Here is a 21015-nt window from a genome sequence, read left to right as displayed (position 1 = left end):
GATAAGCGCTATAAAAACACTATTCGGAGACACGTATGGAAGCGCTATATGGCAACGAGGCTGTCGCGCAACACGACGCCAGCCGCATCTACTATCGGGCTTACTGGCGGCTGTTGCCGCTGCTGCTGATCTGCTACCTGGTAGCATATTTGGACCGCGTGAATGTGGGCTTCGCCAAGCTGCAAATGCTCGACGCCCTGCACTTCGACGACGCCATCTACGGCTTGGGTTCCGGCATTTTCTTCGCCGGCTATTTCTTCTTCGAAGTCCCTAGCAATTTAGTGATGCGGCGCGTGGGCGCGCGCAAGTGGATCGCGCGCATCATGCTGACGTGGGGCATCATCTCGGCGGCGATGGTGCTGGTGAAAACCCCGACCATGTTCTATATCGCGCGCTTTCTGCTGGGCGCGGCCGAAGCGGGTTTCGCGCCGGCCATCATGTATCTGCTGACGCTGTGGTTCCCTGCACGCTATCGCGGCCGCGCGATGTCCATCTATGTGATGGGCGCGCCGCTCGCGTTCGTCGTCGGCGGGCCGATTTCGGGCTATATTCTGCACGCGTTCACCGGCAGCGAGCATATGGCCGCGTGGCAATGGCTGTTTCTGATCGAAGCGATACCGGCCATCGTGCTTGCCTTCGTCGTGCTCGCCTTTCTCGACGATGATCCGGCGAAATCGCGCTATCTCACGCCTGAAGAACGCGATCACGTACTCGCTGAAATTCGCGCGGAAAACGCCAGCAAGATCGATCACTCGAGCGTGCGCAGCTTTCTCTCGAATCGCAAGCTGTGGGAATTTTGCGGCATCTACTTTTGCCTCATCATGGGTCTGTACGCGTTGGGGTTTTGGATGCCCTCGCTCATCAAGCGCAGCGGCGTAGCCGACCCGTTCGTGATCGGTCTATTCTCTGCAATCCCAAATATTTTCGCCGCTATCGCGCTATACGTATCCAATCGCAGCGCGGATCGCACCGGCGGGCGGCGCGTTCACTTCGCGTTGTTCATGGTGATCGGCGCGGTCGGCCTGGCGTTGAGCATGTGGCTTTCCGCAGGACCGATTATCACGACCGCGTGTCTTTCGCTTGCGGCGGCAGGCGTGTATTCGTGCATCGCGCTGTTCTGGGCCTTGCCGACGAGCTTGTTCGTGGGTGCATCGGTGGCGGCGGCGCTGGCGTTCATCAATTCGGTCGGCAATGTCGCAGGCTTTATGTCGCCGTATATGGTCGGCGTGTTGAACGTGTGGCTCGGACACACCGAAGTCGGCATGTACGTGATTTCCGCGTTCCTCGTCTTAGGCGCGGCCATGACCATGCGACTGCCGAAATCGCTCGATGACAAGAAATGATGTCAGGCGGCCCACGGCGGCCGCCTCAAGCGCTCCGTCACGTAATCGATAAACGCACGCACACGCGGATGCAGCGAGGAATCGCGTGCATATAGCGCATAGATCGCGGTTTCATCGCTGGGCTGGAAGTCGGTGAGCAAGGGCACGAGCATATTGCTGCGGATGGACGGCAGCACCATATGCTCGGCCATCCGCGTAATACCCACGCCTGCGAGACACATATACACCGAACTCACGCCGCTGCTGGTCTGAAAGTTACCGTTGATAAGCATGGACACGCGCTCGCCATCGACCATGAAAGGCCAATGGTTCAGATGATCCATCGGCGGCTCCCACATCAGGCAGTTATGACGCGCGAGATCGGCGGGCACGGACGGCACGCCATGTTTGGCAATATACGCAGGCGACGCCGTGACCACGCGCTGCAAATGACACAGCTTGCGGCTGACGAGATTGGAATCCGGCAGCGTTCCCATGCGGATCGCCACATCGAATCCTTCACCGATGATATCGGCCAACGTATCCGATAAAGACAGACGCACGCGCAAACCGGGATAGCGTTCGAGGAACGCGGGAATCAGCGGCACGATCTGATCCATACCAAACGATGTCGCCACGGTCACGCGGATATCGCCCGACATATGTTGCCCGGCGCGCGAGAGTTGCGCCTCACCCGTTTCGAGTTCTTCGAGAATGCGTTTGCACAGCGCGAGAAACTGATTCCCTTCCTGCGTCACCTGAAGGCTGCGCGTGGAGCGTCTGAGCAGCGACACGCCCAGCCGCTTCTCCAGACTCGATACCACGCGGCTCACGTACGGCTGTTGCAGATCGAGCGCGAGCGCCGCAGCGGTAAAGCCGCCGCTTTCGGCGACGGCTTTGAAAATCCGCATTTCGGTGAGGCGTTCGTCCTTCATATGCGCAAGCTGCGAGGCGTGGGTAAAGCTCGCATCGTAGCCTGTTGAGGGCGTGCGATCCTACCGGGGATTGCACGGAGGGTTAGCTACGGGCCGGTGCTCCCGCAATCCCACTCTTCCCCCGCAACACGCATCCGACCGCAATCGCGCCAATCACCAATCCGGCCGCCACGACATACAGCGCCGTATCCGTGCGCCCAGTCACATCCTTCAGATAGCCGATCATATAAGGCGATACGAACCCCGCCAGATTACCGATGGAATTGATCATCGCGATCCCCGCTGCTGCGGTCACGCCGGTAAGAAACGCTGTAGGCAAGCTCCAGAACAGCGCGGGAATCGACAACACGCCCATATTCGCGATACACAACGCGATCACGCCCAGCACCGGCTGATTCTGCCAGGCCACGCACAGCGCAAAGCCTACTGCGGCCATCGAGAACGCTGCAATCAAATGCCATTTGCGCTCGCGACGGCGATCCGCCGAGAAGCCGAACACCAGCATGCTGATGATCGCGCATACACCCGGCACGGCGGTCAGCAGACCGATGGTGAACGCATCGGCGATGCCCATTTTCTGCACCAGCGTCGGCATCCAGAAGCTGATTGCGTACAGGCCCATGTTGTAGACGAAGTAGATCAGCACCAAGGCCCAGATGCGCCCATGTCCAAGCAGATGCAAAAACCCATGCGAAACCTTGTCGCGATTTTCCGCCGCAAGCACCGCGCTCAGATGTTCTTTCTCTGCCGTGGAAAGCCACGTTACGCGGCGAATATCTTCGCTCATGCGGAAGTAGATATAGACGCCGAGCAGCACCGTCGGAATGCCTTCGCAGAGAATCAGCCATTGCCAGCCGCGCATGCCGCCCACGCCCGACAAGAAGCCGAGAATCGACCCCGACACCAGTCCGCCGATCACACCAGACGAAGCCAGCGCGATATAAAACACGCCCCACGCACGCCCGCGACGCGCCGCCGGATACCACTGGCTCATGTAGTAAATCGCGCCCGGAATAAAGCCCGCTTCTGCCAGTCCGAGCAGAAAGCGCATGATATAAAACTGCATCGGCGTACGAATGAAAATGGTGGCGCACGACAGAATGCCCCACGTCATCATGATCCGCGCAATCCATCGCCGCGCGCCCACGCGATGCAAAATAACGTTACTTGGCACTTCCAACAAAAAGTACCCGAGAAAGAAAATCCCCGCGCCAAAGCCATAGACGGCATCGCTGAAATGCAGATCGCTCGCCATTTGCAGCTTGGCGAAACCCACGTTCACGCGGTTCAGATAAGAAAAGAAAAAGCCCAGCATCAGCACCGGCAAGATTCGCACGGAGATCTTTCTGAAGAGCTTGTTTTCATCGATATTGGTTTGCATGTCTCCTCCCCTGTATGTTTTATTCGACGCGATAGAAACGCCGCGCCGTGCCTTCGAATAAAGCGCGCAGTTCGCTTTCGCTCGCCTGCGGCAGTGCGCCCAATACATCCGCGACGATTTCCGTGAACGTCGCCGAGAGATTCCCGACCGGCAAATTGCTCGCGAACATGCAGCGCTCATAGCCGAACAGATCGACCGCCTCGCGGATCACGCGACGATTGCTCGCGCTGTCCCACGTGCCATTCGGCAAGCCGAGTTCCGATACCTTCAGATACACGTTCGGGCACGCCGCGAGCTTTTCCATGCCGCGCCGCCAGATCGCCACACCTTCATCGGATCGATCGAGCGGCAGGCCCAGATGGTTCGTGACGATAGGCGTATTCGGAAACGCGCGCGCCACCTCCGTCGCTTCCTCCAGATGCCAGTACGGCACGCGCAAATCCCACGAAAAGCCGTATTTGGCGAGCAAGGCGAGACCTTGCAGCCACTTGTCGTCCTGCATCGTGCCCGGTTGGCCTTTGACGGAATCGTTCGGACCACTGGAGATTTCCGGTTTCGAGCGCACGCCGCGCGCAAGCGGACTTTTCGCGTGGCCCGCGAGGACTTCATCGCAATCGGGCTGTACGAAAAACACATGACCGACGATCGCGCTCGGCAAGCCGGTCTTTACGTTCAGATCGGTAAGCCAGTCCGTTTCGCGCACTTGCTGCTTGCGCGAGCGTTCCGCTTCCACGTGCACCGTGCCGATCACGTTATAGCCGGCCGTCGCCTCGCGATACTGCGGCGGCAGAAAATCCTTGCACATCCGCCGATAGTCGCCGAGAAAGAACGTATCGTCGTATTCGTCGGTCAGCCATGGAAAGTGGCCGTTCGACAGATCCCAGAAATGATGATGCGCGTCCAGAATCGGCAGCGTGAAGCCCAGCGGGTTGTTCGACATCGTGTCTCCTGCGTCTTGCTTAGCTTAGTGCGACGGGTTGTTCTGCCATGCTTCGTACAGCGCCGAGCCGTCGAGATCGAGCACATCCAGCGGCACGAGGCTGCCTTGCTTCACATCGGCCAGCAAGCGCTTGTTGGCCGCGAGATAGAACGGCGCCGCGCCCGATGCCACCGCCTTGCCCGTTTCGATCAACAACGGCTTCACGCCTTCGATGGTGTGATGATGCCCGCCCATTTTCAGTGTCTCTCCCGCCTTGAAGTCGCGCTCGACGCGCGCCACCATGCGTGCATACGGACGCTGCGCCGCGTGTCCGGTCGGCTGATCGAGCAGCACGGCCGAGAAAATACTCATCGGCGTTTCCAGGCCCATCAGGTGATACGGCAGATAGATGCACGCATAGCGTCCGTTCTTGCCGACGATATGCCCCTTCTGTTTCAAAAGCTGCCACGTCTCGTCATCCTTGCATCGCACGATCACGAACACGCCGCCGCCGAAGCTGACATCGTCCGGACGACGCAGGCAGTTGAACACATCGACCACGCCGGTGCGCTCCAGAATGCCGCCGTCTTCCTTCGGAATGAAGATGTCTGCCAGTTCGCTGATGCGCGCGAGCGGGTAGTTCAGCGCGTCGGTCGCGGGAATGAAGCCGGTCGAGTTGGCGACCACGTTCATCTCGCAGTAATCGGGCGTGGCGCTTTGCGGCAGCATCGACAAAGCCTTGCGGCGTGCTTCGAGCGTCGCGGCGACATCATCGCCGAGGGTCCAGCAAGCGTCGAGCGAAACCTCATGACGCTGATCGAGATAGTCGATGCTACGCGCGCCGGTATCGTAGATGAAATCGTACTCGCTCGACTTGCCCGCCACGATCACTTCGAAGCCGAGCACACGCGCCCATGTCACGAGGCCGATCAGATTGCTCGGCTGATCGCCGTCGGGCGTGGTGTAGACCACGCCGTTTTCCTTGGCGAGCCGATTGAGATACGGACCCGCGACCGAATCGGTTTCCTTGGTCGCCATCGCCACGTGCACGCCACGTTCCAGCGCGTTTTGCGCAATCTGCACGCTCACTTCCGGCAAGCCGGTTGCTTCGACGACGATATCCAGTTCCACGTGCTTGAGCAGCGTGTGATCCTTCACCAGCACCGTGACGCCTTCGGCGCGCGCGTTGCGCACATCGTCGGCGGTTTCGCAGACGCGCGTGGCATTCGCAGCGAAGCCGAGCGAAGCCAGAACGGCCAGCGTGCCGTCGATATCGATATCGCACAGCGCAGCAATGTCAATGCTCGCGAGCGCCCGGCATTGCACCAGCAGCGAGCGGCCGAAACCGCCCTTCGGACCAACCAGCGCCATGCGGATCGTGCGTTCGCCGAGCGCGTTGAAAAGATGTTCGTAGTTCATAGCAAAGTCTTGGTTATGAAGTCGGCGGGGTCAGCCGATAAAAGCGTTGATGAGCAGAATCATCACCAGCGCGACGATCGACTGAAACGAAACCAGCAAGGTCCACGTCTTCAGCGTGTCGCCGACGGAAAGCCGGAAATATTCCTTGAAGAGCCAGAAGCCCGAGTCGTTGAGATGCGAGAGCATCAGCCCGCCCGAACTCACGGCGAGCACCAGCAATTCGATGTTCACGCCCGGTGTCGCCGCAGCGATCGGCGCGACGATGCCCGCAGCCGCTGCGGTCGCCACCGTCGCCGAACCGATGGCGATGCGGATCAGCGCCGCGACCGCCCAGCCGAGCACCAGCGGCGAGATCGACCAATGCGCCGCCCAGTGCGCGATGTTTTCGCCGATATGCGTAGCCATCAGCATTTCCTTGAGGCCGCCGCCCGCGCCGAGAATCAGGATCACGGCAGCAGCGGGCGCGACGCTCTTGCCCAGTAGCTTCTGAATCTGCGGCAGCGTGAGGCCGCTTTTGACGCCGAGCGACCAGATCGCGAACAGCACGGCGATCAGCAGCGAGACGATCGGATCACCGACGGTTTCGAGGAACTCGCGCAGCGGCGTGCCGGTAGGCGCGTAGTTGCGGCCGAAGGTGCGCAGCATCATCAGCACGGGCGGCAGCAGGACGGTCACGAGCACGAGACCGAGCGGCGGCGACTGGCGTTGCTCTTTTTTATCCGCGACGGCGGGTGAATAAAGACCCTCGCCCGGCGTGACCGGAAGAAAGCGCATCGCAAACGCGGTGAACAAAGGCCCCGAAAGAATCGCCATCGGAATGGCGACCAGCAGGCCGTAGAAAATCGTGCGGCCGGCATCGGCGTGGAGCGCGGCGAGCGCCAGCGTCGGCGACGGATGCGGCGGCAGCAGACCGTGCGATACATACAGGCCCGCCGCCATCGGAATGCCGACCATCATCAGCGGACTTTTCGTGCGATGCGCGATGGCATAGACCAGCGGCACCAGCATCACGAAGGACACATCGAACAAATGCGGCAAGCCGATCAGCAGCGACGCCGCGCAGATCGCCGCCGGAATCCAGCGCTTGGAACCCAGGCCGATAAACGCATTGGCAATGCGATCCGCGCCGCCTGATTCGAGCAGCAGACCGCCCAGCATCGTGCCGAGCCCGACCACGAGACCTACGGAACTGAGAATCCCGCCAAAGCCCTTTTCGAAGCTCTTGACGACGGCCGTCGGCGCGAGTCCCGCCGCGCAACCCAGAAAACCCGACGTGATGATCAACGCGAGGAACGGATGCAGCTTGACCTTGGTGATCAGCAGCACCAGCAAAACGATCGCGATAACGGGTGCGATCAGCGGATAAAGCGATGGCGACATGGCAAATCGTACGTTCGGTGCGGTTCGTGCGAATTCCGCGCAGATGGCGGAATTTGTATGGAGAAACCAAGTGGTATACCGGATTGACTATCGATCAGCCGATGTCACCGGTGCACTGCCCGGTTCGTGCTTTTGAGCGTTCTTTCGGCCCTAAGCCCGCGTAATCACGGCAGTTTCGAAAAGAGTCGCATGGCAGTCTCCGCGTGTGTTCTTATGAATTTCATCCGATACGTGTACCATCGGACGATCGTTTTTCGAATCTGGTATACCGAAATTTAAGATGAAGGGCGTAAGCCGTCAAGTGCGGCGTCGAACATTGGCGGGAAAGCACTGAGCCGCGCCGTGATCGCTGGTAAAGTGGCATACCGGATGCCGCAAACGGTGGAACGGTAAAAGTTAGTCAAAAAAATGAGAACGGAAGCATGAGAGATCCAGAAGACGACATCGAGCGCGATGACGTTGCCGAAGCGGGCGAAGCAGCCGAAGCGCTCCTGTCGATGCAGATCGCCCAGCGTCTGCGCACGATGATCGCCACCGACGAACTGAAGCCCGGCGAACGCCTGCGCGAACGCACGCTGGCCGAACGGCTCGATGTCTCGCGCACGCCGCTGCGCGAGGCGCTCAAGGAACTGGCGGGCGATGGCCTCGTCGTCGTGCTGCCGAAACGCGGCGCAGTGGTCGCGGATTTATCCGTCGCGGCGATCGGCGAAAAGCTCGATGTGCTCGGCGTGATCGAAGCGTTTGGCGGCGAGGAAGCGTGCAAGCGCGCGACGGATCAGGAAATCGCCGAAATCCGCGCGCTGCATCATGAAATGCACGCGGCCTACGAGCGGCGCGACCGGCTGAATTACTTCAGGCTCAACCAGGCGATTCACGCGAGCATCATCGCGTCGTCCAAGAACGTGACGCTGATTCAGGTGCATGAGCGGCTGAACCGGCAGTTGTATCGCTATCGCTTTCAGGGCAGCGTGACGTCGGAGACGTGGCATACGGCCATCGACGAACACGAGGTCATCATCGACTTGCTGTCGGCACGCAATGGCACGGGTCTCGGCGATTTTCTGCGGCGTCATGTACACAGCACATGGGAGCAGATCACGCCTGAAAAAGCGCGCGATAACAGCGAAGTGAAAGAGTCCGCGCTGTAACGTCTTTCCCGATACAGCCCGCCGCGCGCCCCGCGTATGATCGTTCGATCCATCTCTATGCGGAACGCTCATGCTGCCGTCGGGTGACACTTACGAAGCCGTTGAATCGCAGTTCGCGTGGGACATTCCCGCGCGCTACAACATCGCGCAGGACGTCTGCGACAAGTGGGCCGATGGCTCGAACCGTCTCGCGCTGATCGTCGAAGCGCGCGACGGTTCAACCACGCGCTATTCGTTCGATGACCTGCAACGCCTCTCCAACCGCTTCGCCAATGCGCTGCGCGCACGCGGCGTGCAGCGCGGCGAACGCGTCGCGATCTTCGTGCGGCAATCGGTGGAAGCGGCGGTCGCGCATCTGGCGGCGTATCGGATGGGCTGCGTGGCGGTGCCCTTGTTCGCGCTGTTCGGGATCGATGCGATCGAGTTTCGCCTCGCGCATTCGGGCGCATCGGTCGTCGTGACGGACGCGGAAGGCGCGGAGAAAATCGCTTCGATTCGCGACCGTCTGCCTGCGAGTCTGCCTGAGCTGCACCACGTCTTTTCGAGCGATGAAAACTTCTGGCCCGCCATCGACCAGGCCTCCGACGAACCCACGCTGATCGACACCGCCGCCGACGATCCCGCCGTCATCATCTACACATCGGGCACCACGGGCAAACCGAAGGGCGCGTTGCACGGACATCGCGTACTGCTCGGGCATTTGCCGGGTGTTGAGATGTCGCAACAATGCTTTCCGCTCGATGCCGCGCTGATGTGGACGCCCGCCGACTGGGCGTGGATTGGCGGTCTGCTCGATGTGCTGCTGCCTTCATGGCATCACGGCGTGCCGGTGCTCGCGCGCCGCTTCGATAAATTCGATGGCGACGCCGCCTTCGATTTGCTCGAACGCCATCAAATCACGCATACATTTCTGCCGCCGACCGCGCTGAAGATGATGCGTGCGACCGCTTCTGCCAAACCGCACAGGCTTGCGTTGAAGTCGGTGGCGAGCGGCGGGGAATCGCTCGGGGCGGAGTTGCTGTCGTGGGGACGCGCGCATCTGGGCGTGACCATCAACGAGTTTTACGGACAGACCGAATGCAACATGGTGCTGTCCTCGTGCGCGAAATGGTTCGAGCCGCGCAATGGGTGTATCGGACGTGCAGTGCCGGGGCATCGCGTCGCCGTGGTCGATGATGATGGCGTGCCTGTATCGAATGGCACGCAAGGCCATATCGCGATCCGCTCGCCCGATCCGGTGATGTTCCTCGGCTACTGGCACGACGAAGCAGCCACCGCAGCCAAGTTTCGCGGCGACTATTTGCTGACGGGCGATCTCGGCGTGCTAGACGAAGACGGCTTTTTCCGCTTCATCGGCCGCGACGACGATGTGATTACCAGCGCGGGGTATCGCATCGGTCCGGGGCCGATCGAAGACTGTCTGATCCGGCATCCGGCGGTTCGGATCGCGGCGGCGATCGGTGTGCCGGACGAGCGGCGCACGGAGATCGTCTGCGCGGTCGTCGTGCTCAACGAAGGCTTCGCACCGAGCGATGCACTCGTGCGCGAATTGCAGGAACATGTACGCACGCGGCTCGCGGCGCATGAATATCCGCGCGAAGTGAAATTCGTCGATGAACTACCGATGACCGCCACCGGCAAAGTCATCCGCAAAAGCCTGCGCGCGACATTCACACCGCCGACGCAATGAACTCGCGCAACCACATGTGGCCCGGATCGCGATGCACGCGTTCGTGCCACACCATCGTCATTTCGTAGCCCGTAACATCCACGGGCGGCTGCACGACGCTTAACGATGCGCGGTCACCAACCAGCCGCGCGGGCAACATGCCGACCAGATCAGTCTGTTCGATCAGCGAGCGCATAAACAGAAAATGCGGCACCGATAACACCACGCGCCGCGTCATGCCTCGCTCGGCCAGCGCCTGATCGGTGGGTCCGAAAAAACCGCCGCCGTCCGGTGACACGATCACATGCTCCAGCGCCTGAAATTGCGCGAGCGTCGGCTTGCGCTTCAGTTTCGGATGATCGCGCCGCCCGACCAGCACGTACGTTTCCTTGAACAGCGGACGGTGATGCAGATCGGGCGGCGTATCGTCGAGCGTGTGGAAGGCGAGATCGATTTCGCCCTGCTCCGCTTGCTTCGCCGTGCGCGACGGTGACATTTCCAACACCGCGACGCGCGTATTCGGCGCCTCCGCACGCAGTCGATTCAGCGCAGGCATCAGCACGGTGGTTTCGCTGTAGTCGGTCGCCGCGATGCGCCAGGTTTGCGTGGCCGTGGCCGGATCGAACGCGGCTTCGGGCGATACCGCGAGCGCGAGTGCCGCGAGTGCATCGCGCAATGGTTCGCGCAGGCTTTCGCCGCGCGCGGTCGGACGCATGCCGCGCGGGCCGGGCAGCAGCAAAGGATCGCCGAAGATATCGCGCAGTTTCGCCAGATGCACGCTTACCGATGGCTGCGAGAAATGCAATCGCTCCGCTGCGCGCGTGACGTTCTGCTCGGCCAGCAATACATCGAGCGTGACAAGCAGGTTCATGTCGAGCCGACGCAAGATATTATTCATCGTAATGCCTGCGATATTGGATATTCATTTCCAATATACCGCGATGCGTTCTACTCTGCCTCCACTCAAAGCCGATTGAACTGGAGAAGCAAGCATGAACGTACTGATTGTCTACGCCCATCCCGAACGCCGCTCGCTGAACGGCATGCTCAACGACTTCGCCGTCGAACGTCTGCGCGCGAACGGCCACACGGTGCAGGTGTCGGATTTATATGCGATAAACTGGAAGGCCACGCTCGATGTGCGCGACGTGCGCGAGCGCGCCGCCGAGACGCCTTTTCACGCGAGTCTTGATTCGAAGCACGCGTTCGAAAACGGCTTGCAAAGCCGCGATATCGAAATCGAACAGGACAAGCTGCGCTGGGCCGACGCGCTGATCCTGCAATTCCCGATGTGGTGGTTTTCCATGCCCGCGATCATGAAGGGCTGGGTCGAACGCGTCTATGCGTACGGCTTCGGTTACGGCGTGGGCGAGCACTCGGAAACGCACTGGGGCGACCGTTACGGCGAAGGCATGATGAAGGGCAAGCGCGCGATGATCGTGACGACCACGGGCGGATGGGAATCGCACTATGCGCCGCGCGGCATCAACGGTCCGATCGACGATGTGCTTTTCCACATTCAGCACGGCATGCTGTTCTATCCGGGCTTCGACGTGCTGCCGCCTTACGTGCTGTATCAGACTTCACGCATGAACGATGCACGCGTGCAGCATATTCAGGAATCGTTCGGACAACGACTCGATTCGTTGTGGGAGACCACGCCGATTGCGTATCGCAGGCAGAATGCGGGAGATTATCTGATTCCCGCACTCACCTTGCGCGATGAACTGTCAGAAGGCGAATCGGGCTTTGCATCGCATATTGCATGATCAAACGCGCATCACCCGCTTGACGATCAACGCAAGCGGCACCGTAAAGCAAAAGTGCGACATGAATCCGCCGATGATGACGACCGGATCGAAATAGTCCGGATGATTCGTCGACGCGATCATGATCGCCACGTGCATCACGATCCACGCAAAGATCGCATAGAACAGTGCGATAAACGTCGCCTCGTAGCCGCGTCGGCGGAAATGCGGCCAGATCAGCGCGAACAACACGCCCCAGCCGATCGCGAATACGAAGTGAATGCCGGTGCCGAGCACATACGCCCAGATGCCGATGGCTTCCTGAAACGCCTTGCCGAACACGAGTCCGGTAGCGTTGCGCGGAATGCCCGCGAGCGGCATCAAATGTTGCGCGCCGACCCAGATCAACGCCTCGTATATCCAGATGATGACCGCGCCCGCGAGCCCGCCCGCCACGCCCGCGCGCAAGACCAGCCGCATATTGCTACGTGATGCGGAAGCATCGGGAAAATGGCTGCGGCTCAGTTGCGGATTGCTTCCCATGTTCGCGTCTCCGTGTTTTGGTGTGTTTTCGATGACGCACGATAGGCGGCGTTCAGCGCCGCCCAAAGCATGGGTAAACGATAGGAGAACCACAGAAAAAACGCCGTAAAGCAGGCGTTCAAAGCGATGCGCCGCTAAAAAACCGCAAACGGGCAATAAATAAATCAGATACCACGACAACACATTCGAATGGCGGACGCCTTGCACGTCCGCCATTTATCGACCGGAATTTATCCTTCGATCTTGGTCATCACCGCCGTAGCCGGATCGTAGCGATAACCCTTCTGCGCCAACTGCTGAGTCATCTTGTCGCCGATCAGCTTTTGCTGCGCCTCGCGGAACACAAGTTCGTGATCGGGCTTCAGACGCTCCAGTTCGGACGCCAAACGACGCAGCAAGGCCACTTCGCCGGTGCTGCGCGCGTCGATAAACACCATCTTTTCGTTGGCGATATCCAGGCGCTGCTTGAGATCCTTCGCGTACGTGACCCACTGTTCGGCGTTGGTGCGAAGCTCGTCGTAAGCCTTGGCGTGCGTCTTCGCCTGATTGGCGATCTGGCGCTGCAAGTTGCCGACTTCCTGCTCACCCGCCGACACGCGCGACTGAAGCGCCTGCTCCTGCACACGCCGCGTTTCCCGCGATGCCGCATCGTCGCGATCGCGCTGCGCCAGTTGCTGCTGAAGCTGCGTGGCCTGTTCGCGCGCCGCCTTCGCTTCTTCCGACAGACGCGCGAGTTCGGCTTGCGCGGCGGCGTCGCCCTGACCGCGTTCGGCCAGTTGATGCTCCAGTTGCGTGGCACGATCGCGGGCGGCGGCAAGCTCGGCCTGCGCAGCGCTTTCGATCTGCGCGCGTTCGGCACGCTGCTGATCCAACTGCTGTTCGAGCTGCGCCAAACGTTCGCGCGCCGAGGCAAGCTCGGACTGCGCGGAGGCGTCGCTGTGAGTGCGCTCGTTCAATTGCTGATCGAGTTGCGTGGCGTGTTCACGCGCAGCATTCAACTCCTGCGACAAGCGCGCGATTTCCGCCTGCGAATTGGCATCGGTCTGGCCGTGTTCGGACAGGCGACTTTCCAGATGCGACGAACGTTCCTGCGCTGCGCTCAGCTCGTGCGTCAGCCGCGCCACATCGCTTTGCACGGCGGAATGCGCCTGATCGCGCGCTTCGAGTTCCTTTTCCAGTTGCGTGACACGCTCGCGCGCCGCCGTGCTTTCCTGACGCGCCGCCGATGTGTCCTGCTTCATCCACGCCAGTTCTTCGTTGGCGGCGGCTTTCTCGTCATTGAGGATTTCGAGTTGCGCGCGGGCTTCGTCGAATTCGCGGGTCACGCGCTGAAGGTCGTCGTGCTGAGCGAGGTGTTCGCTTGCGCGCGCAGCCGTGGCGCTGCGCTCCGATTCCAGCGTATTGCGCGTTTCGTCGAGTTCGCCCTGCAATTCCGCAATATGCGATGCATGCTGGCTCGCTTCGGCGGCTGCGGCATCCGCGCGCGCCTGGATCGCGTTCAGATCCTGTGCGCGCTGATCGGCTTCGCTGGTCTTGGCCTGAACGTCCTGCGTCAGCCGCGCGATTTCCTGACGCGCCTGCTCATGATCCTGCTGAACGCGCTGGAAATCCTGCTGAACCTGCTGATGTTCCTGCTGCGCCCGCTCATGTTCCTGCTGAATGCGCGCGTTGTCTTCGTGCTTGAACGCCAGTTCCGCGCTCATCGCTTCGTGCGCGCGGCGTTGCTCGTCGAGCGAAGCCAGCGCATTCTTGAGCTTGTCTTCTTCGACCGATGCGTGCTGCATCATCTCGCCGACCAGCGCCTGAGTACGCTCGGCGCGGTCATTGGCTGCCGCGAGTTCTTCACGCAGACGCGCGGCGTCGTCAGCCGCGGCGCGCAATTCGCCCTGCAAGTCGTTCAATTGCCGACGCTCCGCGCCCGCCTGCGCCTCGGCCTTCTGGAACTCGGCGAGCGCTTCGTCGCGATCCGCAAGCGCCGCGCTCAGGCGTTGATTGACCACGCTTGCGCGCTGGCTATGCGCCTTGTCGGTTTCCTCGCGCGCGACGACCCACAGCCGTTGCGCCACGCTCAACACGGATTCGCCCAGTTCATGCGGCAGCGCCGCGTTGACGGAGACGGCGGGTGCATCGGGTTGGCGCGCGTCGCGCCAGCGTTGCAGGCCAGCGGCGATCTCGACGACCGAGCCGCGCCGCAATTCCGACCAAACCGCGACGGGAGAGACGGGTCGGCCTTCACTGCTCATGCGCTCCGCAATGGAGGCGATTTCTTCGTCGGTTATGTTTTCTGCGTTCGCGGCCATATATGCCTCATATTCAATTCAGCCAGGCGAAAAATGATTTTCCGGAGACGTCATTCCGCCGCCTATTACCACGTTCATGGCCGCATCCCGTTACAGGCGTGCAATGCACATGCCGGATGAGACGTCACGAGTGAGTCGAACGCGCTTATCCAGTTTGGAACATTTTTCGTCCGCAGATTATATTCGTTGAAGGGATAAGCTTGGGCACGCAATCCGGCAGGATTTGACGCTTTCACATCAAATTCACAGTTGGAGTTTAGACCCGCGCGAAGCAGATTAAATGAATCTCGCGTGCTTTTAACTATGGAAAGCGCCGCGATTATTCGAAATTGGCTGTTTCGAAGCCCGTCAACGCGAATTTCGAAGCAATGCGCGCGCACATGCCAAAAGCCGCATCGCCCGAAGGCGATGCGGCTTCCGGGCCGCGCCTGCTGCAGACAAGCCGTTCAGTTCGATGCAACCAGCTCCGCGAAACGCTGGATATCCACATTGCCGCCACTGATCAGCACGCCGACGCGTTTGCCTGCCACCTGCGCCTTCATCTGGCGCAGCGCCGCAAAACTCAGGCAGCCGGTCGGTTCGACGATCATCTTCATGCGCGCTGCGAAAAAGCGCATGCAGTCGATCAATTCGGAATCGCTGGCGGTGAGCACGTCGTCCACGTCGCGGCGGATGATCGGAAAGGTGATGTTGCCGAGATACTGCGTCTGCGCGCCATCGGCAATGGTTTTCGGCGTGTCGATCCGCACGATGCTGCCCGAGCGGAATGATTGCTGGCCGTCGTTGCCCGCTTCCGGCTCGACCGCGTACAGCTTGCAGTCCGGCGACAACGCCCGCGTGGACAGCGCCGATCCCGACATCAGCCCGCCACCGCCGAGCGGCACGAAGAACGCATCGAGCGGGCCGACTTCATCGAACAATTCCTTCGCTGCGGTGCCCTGGCCCGCGATCACGTCCGGATGGTCGTACGGCGGAATCAGCGTAAGACCTTGCTCGTCGGCCAGTTTTCGGCCGATCTGCTCGCGATCTTCCTTATAGCGGTCGTACAGCACCACATTGCCGCCATAACCGCGCGTCGCGGCGATCTTCATGGCGGGTGCGTCGTGCGGCATGACGATGGTGGCGGGCATGCCCAGCAATTGCGCCGACAGCGCGATAGCCTGCGCATGGTTGCCCGACGAAAACGCCACCACGCCGCGTTTGCGCTGGCCATCGTCGAACTTCGACAGCGCGTTGAAAGCGCCGCGGAACTTGAACGCGCCCATGCGCTGAAGGTTTTCGGCCTTGAAGAACACCTGCGCGCCGAGCATCTCGTTTACCGTGCGCGAAGTCAGCACCGGCGTGCGATGCGCGAATCCGTCGATACGGCGGGCGGCGGCGAGAACGTCGTCGAAAGTGGGCAAAGTGAGATCGGTCATGGCGGCGTTGGTTTTCAAGAAGCTACGGAAGAAGTGTGTTTGGACAAATCGTCTATGTCAATACTTTTCGTCTATACCGGACGCGAATTTGACTTTATAGTGTGCCATTCCCGACCTCACCTGCAGAGAACAGCGCCGTGAACCTCTCCTCGCTCGATACCCCCGCCGCGATCATCGACCTAACCGCGATGCAGCGGAACATTCAGCGCATGCAGTCGCGTATGGACGCGCTGGGCGTGGCGTTCCGGCCGCACGTGAAGACATCCAAATGCGAGCGCGTGGTCGATGCGCAACGGGCGGCGGGTGCGCGCGGCATTACGGTGTCCACGCTCAAGGAGGCGGACCAGTTCTTCGCGGCGGGTATCGACGATATCGTCTATGCGGTCGCGATGGCGCCGAACCGTCTCGCCCACGCGATGTCGCTGCGCCAGCGCGGCTGCGATCTGAAGATCATCACGGACAGCGTGCCGGGCGCGGAAGCCATCGCGCGATTCGGACGCGAGCACGGCGAGCGCTTCGAAGTGTGGATCGAAGTGGATGTGGACGGGCATCGCTCGGGAATCGAGCCGGACGACGCGCGGCTGATCGACGTCGGGCGCACGCTGCACGAAGGCGGTATGACGCTCGGCGGCGTGCTTGCGCATGCCGGTTCGAGCTACGAGTACGACACGGCCGAGGCGCTGCAACGTATCGCTGAAACGGAGCGTGCGGGCTGCGTGCGCGCGGCCGAACGACTGCGCGCGGCGGGCTTGCCGTGCGCGGTGGTGAGTATCGGATCGACGCCGACGGCGCTGCACGCGCGGCATCTCGAAGGCGTGACCGAAGTGCGCGCCGGCGTCTACGTGTTCTTCGATCTGGTGATGCACAACGTCGGTGTCTGCGCGGTGCCGGATATTGCGCTGAGCGTGCTGACAACAGTCATCGGGCATCAGGAAAACAAAGGCTGGGCAATTGTCGATGCAGGCTGGATGGCAATGAGCCGCGATCGCGGCACGCAGCGTCAGAAGCACGATTTCGGTTATGGACTGGTGTGCAGCGAAGACGGCGTGCCCGTGCCGGGTTATGTGATGCGCGCGGCGAATCAGGAGCACGGAATTGTCTCGTGCGTGGATGGCGTGGATGGCGTGGATGGCGTGGATGGCGTGGATGGTGCCGATGAGGATATCGCGGCGCGTTTTCCCATTGGCACGCGGTTGCGCATCGTGCCGAATCACGCCTGTGCGACCGGCGCGCAGCATCCCGTTTATCACGCGCTGAGTGCGAACGGCGAGGTCATCGAATGGCCGCGTTTCTACGGCTGGTGATCACTTCACGTCGTTATAGACCGTCGCGCGCGACACGCCGAGATGCGTCGCGACGATCTCCATCGACTTGCGCACGTCGAGAAAACCGGCCTGCCTGAGTTCCTGCATCAGCGTGCGGCGCTGCTCCGTTTTGAGCGCTTGCGGCGTGGTGGACAGCGAACTCGCAAACCGGTCGATGCGCTCGCGAATCGCATCCGCGCTGGCCGGATCGATCGATTCGCGCACGGGTTCGTCTGAGGTCGCGCAGAAGTCGTCCAGCATATTGCGCATGCCGCGAAACAGACTCAGATCGACATTCATGCACAGCGCCGCGATATACCGCCCCGACGAATCCTTGATCCCGACCGACGTGCTTTTCATGCAGCGCCCATCCGCCAGCCGGTTCAGGTAATTGCCGATCACCTGCGGATACGCCTCGTCTTCGATACGCGCGAGACCGAGTTCCGTCGCAGGTTCCCCCGTCGCGCGGCCCGACAGGTTGTTGTGAATGGCGAGGATCGCGTGCTCGGGATCGCGCAAGTCGTGCACCACGACTTCGCAGAACGGCGCGAAGGTCTGCCCGAGACCATCGGCCAATTGCTTGATCTGCTCGACGATGGATTCCTGCTCGCGTTCCAATGCGGTTTTCTTCATTCTGGACAATTCGTCTGGATTTGTCCGTAGTGTACAAGGCTATCCGCCTCGGTATTGCGCATCGATACTTTGGAACGGCGGGCGCGCATCGGATTGCTTCACCTCACGCGTCTCCGGCTTGTGCGCATGCGTGGCGCGCGCCGCGCGATGCTTCACATGCGCCGGACCGTAACACTGCGCATAAGCAGAACCGGACAGCGCCCACGCTGTCACGCAAACAGCCAACAGTTTCGTCTTCACGATCGACTCCATCACGAGCAAGTGCGCTCGCGCATGGCAAGTGCATGGCCTGTGCCAATCGTGAAGTGTGTGTGGCTAAGCGGTTGAATTCAAAGCGCAATCTGCGCTTGAACCGAAAGCGGCATGATGCGGACTGACGTCTGCGCGCCAACCATCGCCCCGCTGCTGTCGGCGCTTATCCGACAGCTTTGGGCAGCGTGCCCGGCCGGATAAACGGACCCATATGCGCGGCGTAATCCGGCTTGCCAAGCGCGACACCGTAATGGCGAAGAATGGCGTAACCCGTGGTGATATGAAAATAGAACTGCGGCAAAACCCAGTCGCGCGCATACGTTTCACCGGTCAGATCGAACACGACGCCATTGGGAAGATCGAGCGCGAGCGGCTTATCTGCGGCATGATCGAGCGCGTCGCCCTCAAGCTCGGACAGCCACGCGATAGTCTGCGCGATGCACGCCTTCGCCTCATCGAACGTACCGAGTTGCTGATTCGACTTCACGCCCTCGCCGCGCACCGCGAGCGCCGCGTCCGGCACCGGCATACCGCGCAGGCGATAAATCGGCTCCAGCGCCTGAAAGCACGCGAAACGCACTTGCGCATTCAGCGGGAACATATCCGGGGCGAGACGCAGGGACATGAGCGCGTCGGCATGCTTGTCGTCCGCAGCGGCTTTGTCGAGCCATGCCGAAAAGCTGCCGAGCATCTGCACGAAAGTGGGGACGAGAAGTTGAGTCAATTGCACGGCAGGCTCCCTTCGTTGATATGCTGCGATCTTAACGCCGATTGGTTTCCTCAATTGGTTTCCTCGATAGACAAATTGAGGATCGGCCATTTTACTTCGGTATCCAAATTAATTTTATATCGATAAAAGAAAATAAGAAAAGATCACTTCACGCAAAAATTATCGCTTGATAAAGTAGCTTGATAACGGCCCGCTTTGTGTTCTATTGAAGCGGCAAGACAACCTCTTTACGGTTCCAGCGTCGATGACCACACTCACTGCAACACGCTTGCTGACCGCTTCTCTTCTTGCAGCTCTTAGCGTGTCCGCGCACGCCGCCACTAAAACGCTGGTGTTCTGCTCCGAAGGCAGTCCCGCCGGTTTCGACTCCGCGCAATACACCACCAGCACCGACTTCGATGCAGGCGCGCACGCCGTGTATGACACGCTCGTGGAATTCAAACGCGGCACGCTCGACCTCACGCCGGGCCTTGCCGAAAAGTGGGACGAGTCGCCGGATGCGAAGACTTTCACTTTCCATCTGCGGCATGGCGTGAAATTCCAGCAAACCGCGTATTTCAAGCCCACGCGCGACTTCAACGCAGACGATGTGGTCTTCACCTTCAAACGCATGATCGATCCGAACGAGCCGTTTCAGAAGGCGCATCCGGTGAGTTTTCCGTATCTGACCGATCTGGGCTACGACAAGAATATCGCCTCGATCGACAAGCTCGATGACTACACCGTTCGCTTTACGCTGAAGACGCCGGACGTCGTGTTCGTACGCAATATCGCCATGGAATTCGCCTCGATCGTCTCCGCGGAATATGCGGCGCAACTGCTCAAGGAAGGCAAGCCGGAAGACTTCAATCAGAAGCCGGTCGGCACGGGTGCATTCGTGTTCCGCGACTACCAGAAAGACGCCACCATTCGTTTCGATGCGAACCCCACGTACTGGAATCGCAAGGACGTGCATATCGACAAGCTGGTGTTTTCGATCACGCCCGATGCCGCCGTGCGCGAGCAAAAGCTCGAGAGCGGCGAATGTCAGGTGACGTCGTTTGCGCGTCCGGCGGCATCGGCGAAGAAGAATCCTAAGCTCACCGTATTGTCGGGCGTCGGCTTCAACGTGGCGTACGTGGGCTACAACACCACGCACAAGCCGCTCGACAATGTGCTGGTGCGCCGCGCGTTGGATATGGCCATCGACAAACAAGCGATCATCAAGTCGGTGTATGAAGGTGCGGCGACCGTTGCAAGCAATCCGATGCCGCCATCGCAATGGTCGTATAACAAGGCGTTGAAAGACGCGCCGCATGATCCGGCCAAAGCGCGCGAACTACTCAAACAAGCGGGCTTTCCGAACGGCTTCACCATCACGCTATGGGCCATGCCGGTGCAGCGCGGCTATAACCCGAACGCGCGTTTGATGGCGCAGCTCATTCAAGCAGACTGGGCGAAGATCGGCGTAAAGGCGAATATCGTCAGTTACGAATGGGCGGAGTACAACAAGCGCGCCAAGACCAACGGCGAGCACGACGCCATTCTTTACGGCTGGCTAGGCGATAACGGCGATCCCGACAACTGGCTCGGCACCACGCTCGGTTGCGACGCCGTGCACGGCAGCAATATGGCGAAGTGGTGCAACAAGCAATTCGACGATCTGCTCGCCAAGGCGCGGCTCGTGACGGATCAGAATGCACGCACCAAACTCTACGAAGAAGCACAGGTCGTATTCAAGGATCAGGTGCCTTATACGCCGCTTGCGCATGCCAACGCGTTTCAGCCTATTTCCAGGCGTGTTCACGGCTATCTGATCAGTCCGTTGGGCGGGCATCGCTTCGACGGAATCACGCTGGATTAACGCGTGAATCAGGGATAAAGCGTCGTTTCACGCGCGGCGAATTCCAGTATGCTGAGGCTTCAACACAGGAG

General features: G+C 60.5%; 18 protein-coding genes. 6 read left to right on the top strand and 12 right to left on the bottom strand.

All coding sequences use genetic code 11. From position 1 onward, the window contains the following. Positions 1–35 precede the first annotated feature (35 nt). A complete protein-coding gene (locus tag P7F28_RS00145) occupies positions 36–1343 on the top strand; it encodes an MFS transporter (protein WP_277182251.1) in 1308 nt (435 codons plus the stop codon). A gap of 2 nt (positions 1344–1345) precedes the next feature. Here P7F28_RS00145 and P7F28_RS00140 read toward each other — a convergent pair whose 3' ends face one another. The 5 genes from P7F28_RS00140 to P7F28_RS00120 form a co-directional block, all read right to left on the bottom strand. After that, positions 1346–2257, bottom strand: coding sequence for a LysR family transcriptional regulator (locus tag P7F28_RS00140; protein WP_277182250.1), 912 nt, complete (start codon positions 2255–2257; stop codon positions 1346–1348). An 82-nt stretch (positions 2258–2339) separates the two neighbouring features. Further along, on the bottom strand, positions 2340–3638 hold the full coding sequence (locus tag P7F28_RS00135; protein WP_277182249.1) for an MFS transporter: 1299 nt from the start codon (positions 3636–3638) through the stop codon (positions 2340–2342). Between the two features lie 19 nt (positions 3639–3657). Beyond that, a complete protein-coding gene (locus P7F28_RS00130) occupies positions 3658–4578 on the bottom strand; it encodes an amidohydrolase (RefSeq protein WP_277182248.1) in 921 nt (306 codons plus the stop codon). A gap of 24 nt (positions 4579–4602) precedes the next feature. After that, positions 4603–5976, bottom strand: coding sequence for an NAD(P)H-dependent oxidoreductase (locus P7F28_RS00125; RefSeq protein WP_277182247.1), 1374 nt, complete (start codon positions 5974–5976; stop codon positions 4603–4605). 30 nt (positions 5977–6006) lie between these two features. Next, entirely contained in the window at positions 6007–7356 is a 1350-nt protein-coding gene (locus P7F28_RS00120) for a gluconate:H+ symporter (RefSeq protein WP_277182246.1), read from the bottom strand. 422 nt (positions 7357–7778) lie between these two features. On the opposite strand from P7F28_RS00120, the gene P7F28_RS00115 reads away from it, so the two are divergent. After that, a complete protein-coding gene (locus P7F28_RS00115; protein ID WP_277182245.1) occupies positions 7779–8504 on the top strand; it encodes a GntR family transcriptional regulator in 726 nt (241 codons plus the stop codon). 70 nt (positions 8505–8574) lie between these two features. Continuing rightward, positions 8575–10194: an acyl-CoA synthetase gene (locus P7F28_RS00110; RefSeq protein WP_277182244.1), complete on the top strand. Its 1620-nt coding sequence runs from the start codon at positions 8575–8577 to the stop codon at positions 10192–10194. On the opposite strand, the gene P7F28_RS00105 is transcribed toward P7F28_RS00110, so the two are convergent. After that, positions 10175–11071: a LysR family transcriptional regulator gene (locus P7F28_RS00105; RefSeq protein WP_277182243.1), complete on the bottom strand. Its 897-nt coding sequence runs from the start codon at positions 11069–11071 to the stop codon at positions 10175–10177. The two genes, P7F28_RS00110 and P7F28_RS00105, sit on opposite strands and share 20 nt — an antisense overlap. A 94-nt stretch (positions 11072–11165) precedes the next feature. Between P7F28_RS00105 and P7F28_RS00100 the strand changes: the two genes are divergently transcribed. After that, positions 11166–11942, top strand: a complete 777-nt coding sequence (locus tag P7F28_RS00100) for an NAD(P)H-dependent oxidoreductase (protein ID WP_277182242.1) — start codon at positions 11166–11168, stop codon at positions 11940–11942. Here P7F28_RS00100 and P7F28_RS00095 read toward each other — a convergent pair whose 3' ends face one another. The 3 genes from P7F28_RS00095 to P7F28_RS00085 form a co-directional block, all read right to left on the bottom strand. Further along, positions 11943–12464 (bottom strand): hypothetical protein, encoded by a 522-nt coding sequence (locus tag P7F28_RS00095; RefSeq protein WP_277182241.1) that lies wholly within the window; start codon positions 12462–12464, stop codon positions 11943–11945. It abuts the gene before it with no gap. Positions 12465–12694: 230 nt separating this feature from the next. Then, the gene (locus tag P7F28_RS00090) at positions 12695–14764 is read right to left on the bottom strand and encodes a DNA-binding protein (RefSeq protein WP_277182240.1); all 2070 of its coding nucleotides are present in this window, start codon (positions 14762–14764) and stop codon (positions 12695–12697) included. A gap of 446 nt (positions 14765–15210) precedes the next feature. Next, entirely contained in the window at positions 15211–16182 is a 972-nt protein-coding gene (locus tag P7F28_RS00085; RefSeq protein WP_277182239.1) for a threo-3-hydroxy-L-aspartate ammonia-lyase, read from the bottom strand. A gap of 137 nt (positions 16183–16319) precedes the next feature. Between P7F28_RS00085 and P7F28_RS00080 the strand changes: the two genes are divergently transcribed. Then, complete coding sequence (locus tag P7F28_RS00080) at positions 16320–17486, top strand: DSD1 family PLP-dependent enzyme (RefSeq protein WP_277182238.1); 1167 nt, start codon at positions 16320–16322, stop codon at positions 17484–17486. Here the strand turns inward: P7F28_RS00080 and P7F28_RS00075 are convergent, their stop codons facing one another. The 3 genes from P7F28_RS00075 to P7F28_RS00065 all read right to left on the bottom strand — a co-directional run bounded on the left by P7F28_RS00075 (position 17487) and on the right by P7F28_RS00065 (position 19101). Then, complete coding sequence (locus tag P7F28_RS00075; RefSeq protein ID WP_277182237.1) at positions 17487–18119, bottom strand: transcriptional regulator; 633 nt, start codon at positions 18117–18119, stop codon at positions 17487–17489. Between the two features lie 39 nt (positions 18120–18158). Beyond that, the gene (locus P7F28_RS00070) at positions 18159–18359 is read right to left on the bottom strand and encodes a hypothetical protein (protein ID WP_277182236.1); all 201 of its coding nucleotides are present in this window, start codon (positions 18357–18359) and stop codon (positions 18159–18161) included. Positions 18360–18534: 175 nt separating this feature from the next. Beyond that, positions 18535–19101, bottom strand: coding sequence for a DUF1993 domain-containing protein (locus P7F28_RS00065; RefSeq protein ID WP_277182235.1), 567 nt, complete (start codon positions 19099–19101; stop codon positions 18535–18537). A 244-nt stretch (positions 19102–19345) separates the two neighbouring features. Between P7F28_RS00065 and P7F28_RS00060 the strand changes: the two genes are divergently transcribed. Further along, entirely contained in the window at positions 19346–20944 is a 1599-nt protein-coding gene (locus tag P7F28_RS00060) for an ABC transporter substrate-binding protein (RefSeq protein WP_277182232.1), read from the top strand. The last annotated feature ends 71 nt before the right edge of the window (positions 20945–21015 follow it).

The sequence above is a fragment of the Caballeronia sp. BR00000012568055 genome (genome assembly GCF_029439455.1).
Taxonomy (GTDB): domain Bacteria; phylum Pseudomonadota; class Gammaproteobacteria; order Burkholderiales; family Burkholderiaceae; genus Caballeronia.
This window is presented reverse-complemented; position numbering and strand designations above follow the sequence as displayed.

Excerpts from the sequence above, each read along its gene's own strand:
- P7F28_RS00145 (WP_277182251.1), top strand. The coding sequence starts at position 36 with ATGGAAGCGCTATATGGCAACGAGGCTGTCGCGCAACACGACGCCAGC.
- P7F28_RS00140 (WP_277182250.1), bottom strand. The coding sequence starts at position 2,257 with ATGAAGGACGAACGCCTCACCGAAATGCGGATTTTCAAAGCCGTCGCC.
- P7F28_RS00135 (WP_277182249.1), bottom strand. The coding sequence starts at position 3,638 with ATGCAAACCAATATCGATGAAAACAAGCTCTTCAGAAAGATCTCCGTG.
- P7F28_RS00130 (WP_277182248.1), bottom strand. The coding sequence starts at position 4,578 with ATGTCGAACAACCCGCTGGGCTTCACGCTGCCGATTCTGGACGCGCAT.
- P7F28_RS00125 (WP_277182247.1), bottom strand. The coding sequence starts at position 5,976 with ATGAACTACGAACATCTTTTCAACGCGCTCGGCGAACGCACGATCCGC.
- P7F28_RS00120 (WP_277182246.1), bottom strand. The coding sequence starts at position 7,356 with ATGTCGCCATCGCTTTATCCGCTGATCGCACCCGTTATCGCGATCGTT.
- P7F28_RS00115 (WP_277182245.1), top strand. The coding sequence starts at position 7,779 with ATGAGAGATCCAGAAGACGACATCGAGCGCGATGACGTTGCCGAAGCG.
- P7F28_RS00110 (WP_277182244.1), top strand. The coding sequence starts at position 8,575 with ATGCTGCCGTCGGGTGACACTTACGAAGCCGTTGAATCGCAGTTCGCG.
- P7F28_RS00105 (WP_277182243.1), bottom strand. The coding sequence starts at position 11,071 with ATGAATAATATCTTGCGTCGGCTCGACATGAACCTGCTTGTCACGCTC.
- P7F28_RS00100 (WP_277182242.1), top strand. The coding sequence starts at position 11,166 with ATGAACGTACTGATTGTCTACGCCCATCCCGAACGCCGCTCGCTGAAC.
- P7F28_RS00095 (WP_277182241.1), bottom strand. The coding sequence starts at position 12,464 with ATGGGAAGCAATCCGCAACTGAGCCGCAGCCATTTTCCCGATGCTTCC.
- P7F28_RS00090 (WP_277182240.1), bottom strand. The coding sequence starts at position 14,764 with ATGGCCGCGAACGCAGAAAACATAACCGACGAAGAAATCGCCTCCATT.
- P7F28_RS00085 (WP_277182239.1), bottom strand. The coding sequence starts at position 16,182 with ATGACCGATCTCACTTTGCCCACTTTCGACGACGTTCTCGCCGCCGCC.
- P7F28_RS00075 (WP_277182237.1), bottom strand. The coding sequence starts at position 18,119 with ATGAAGAAAACCGCATTGGAACGCGAGCAGGAATCCATCGTCGAGCAG.
- P7F28_RS00060 (WP_277182232.1), top strand. The coding sequence starts at position 19,346 with ATGACCACACTCACTGCAACACGCTTGCTGACCGCTTCTCTTCTTGCA.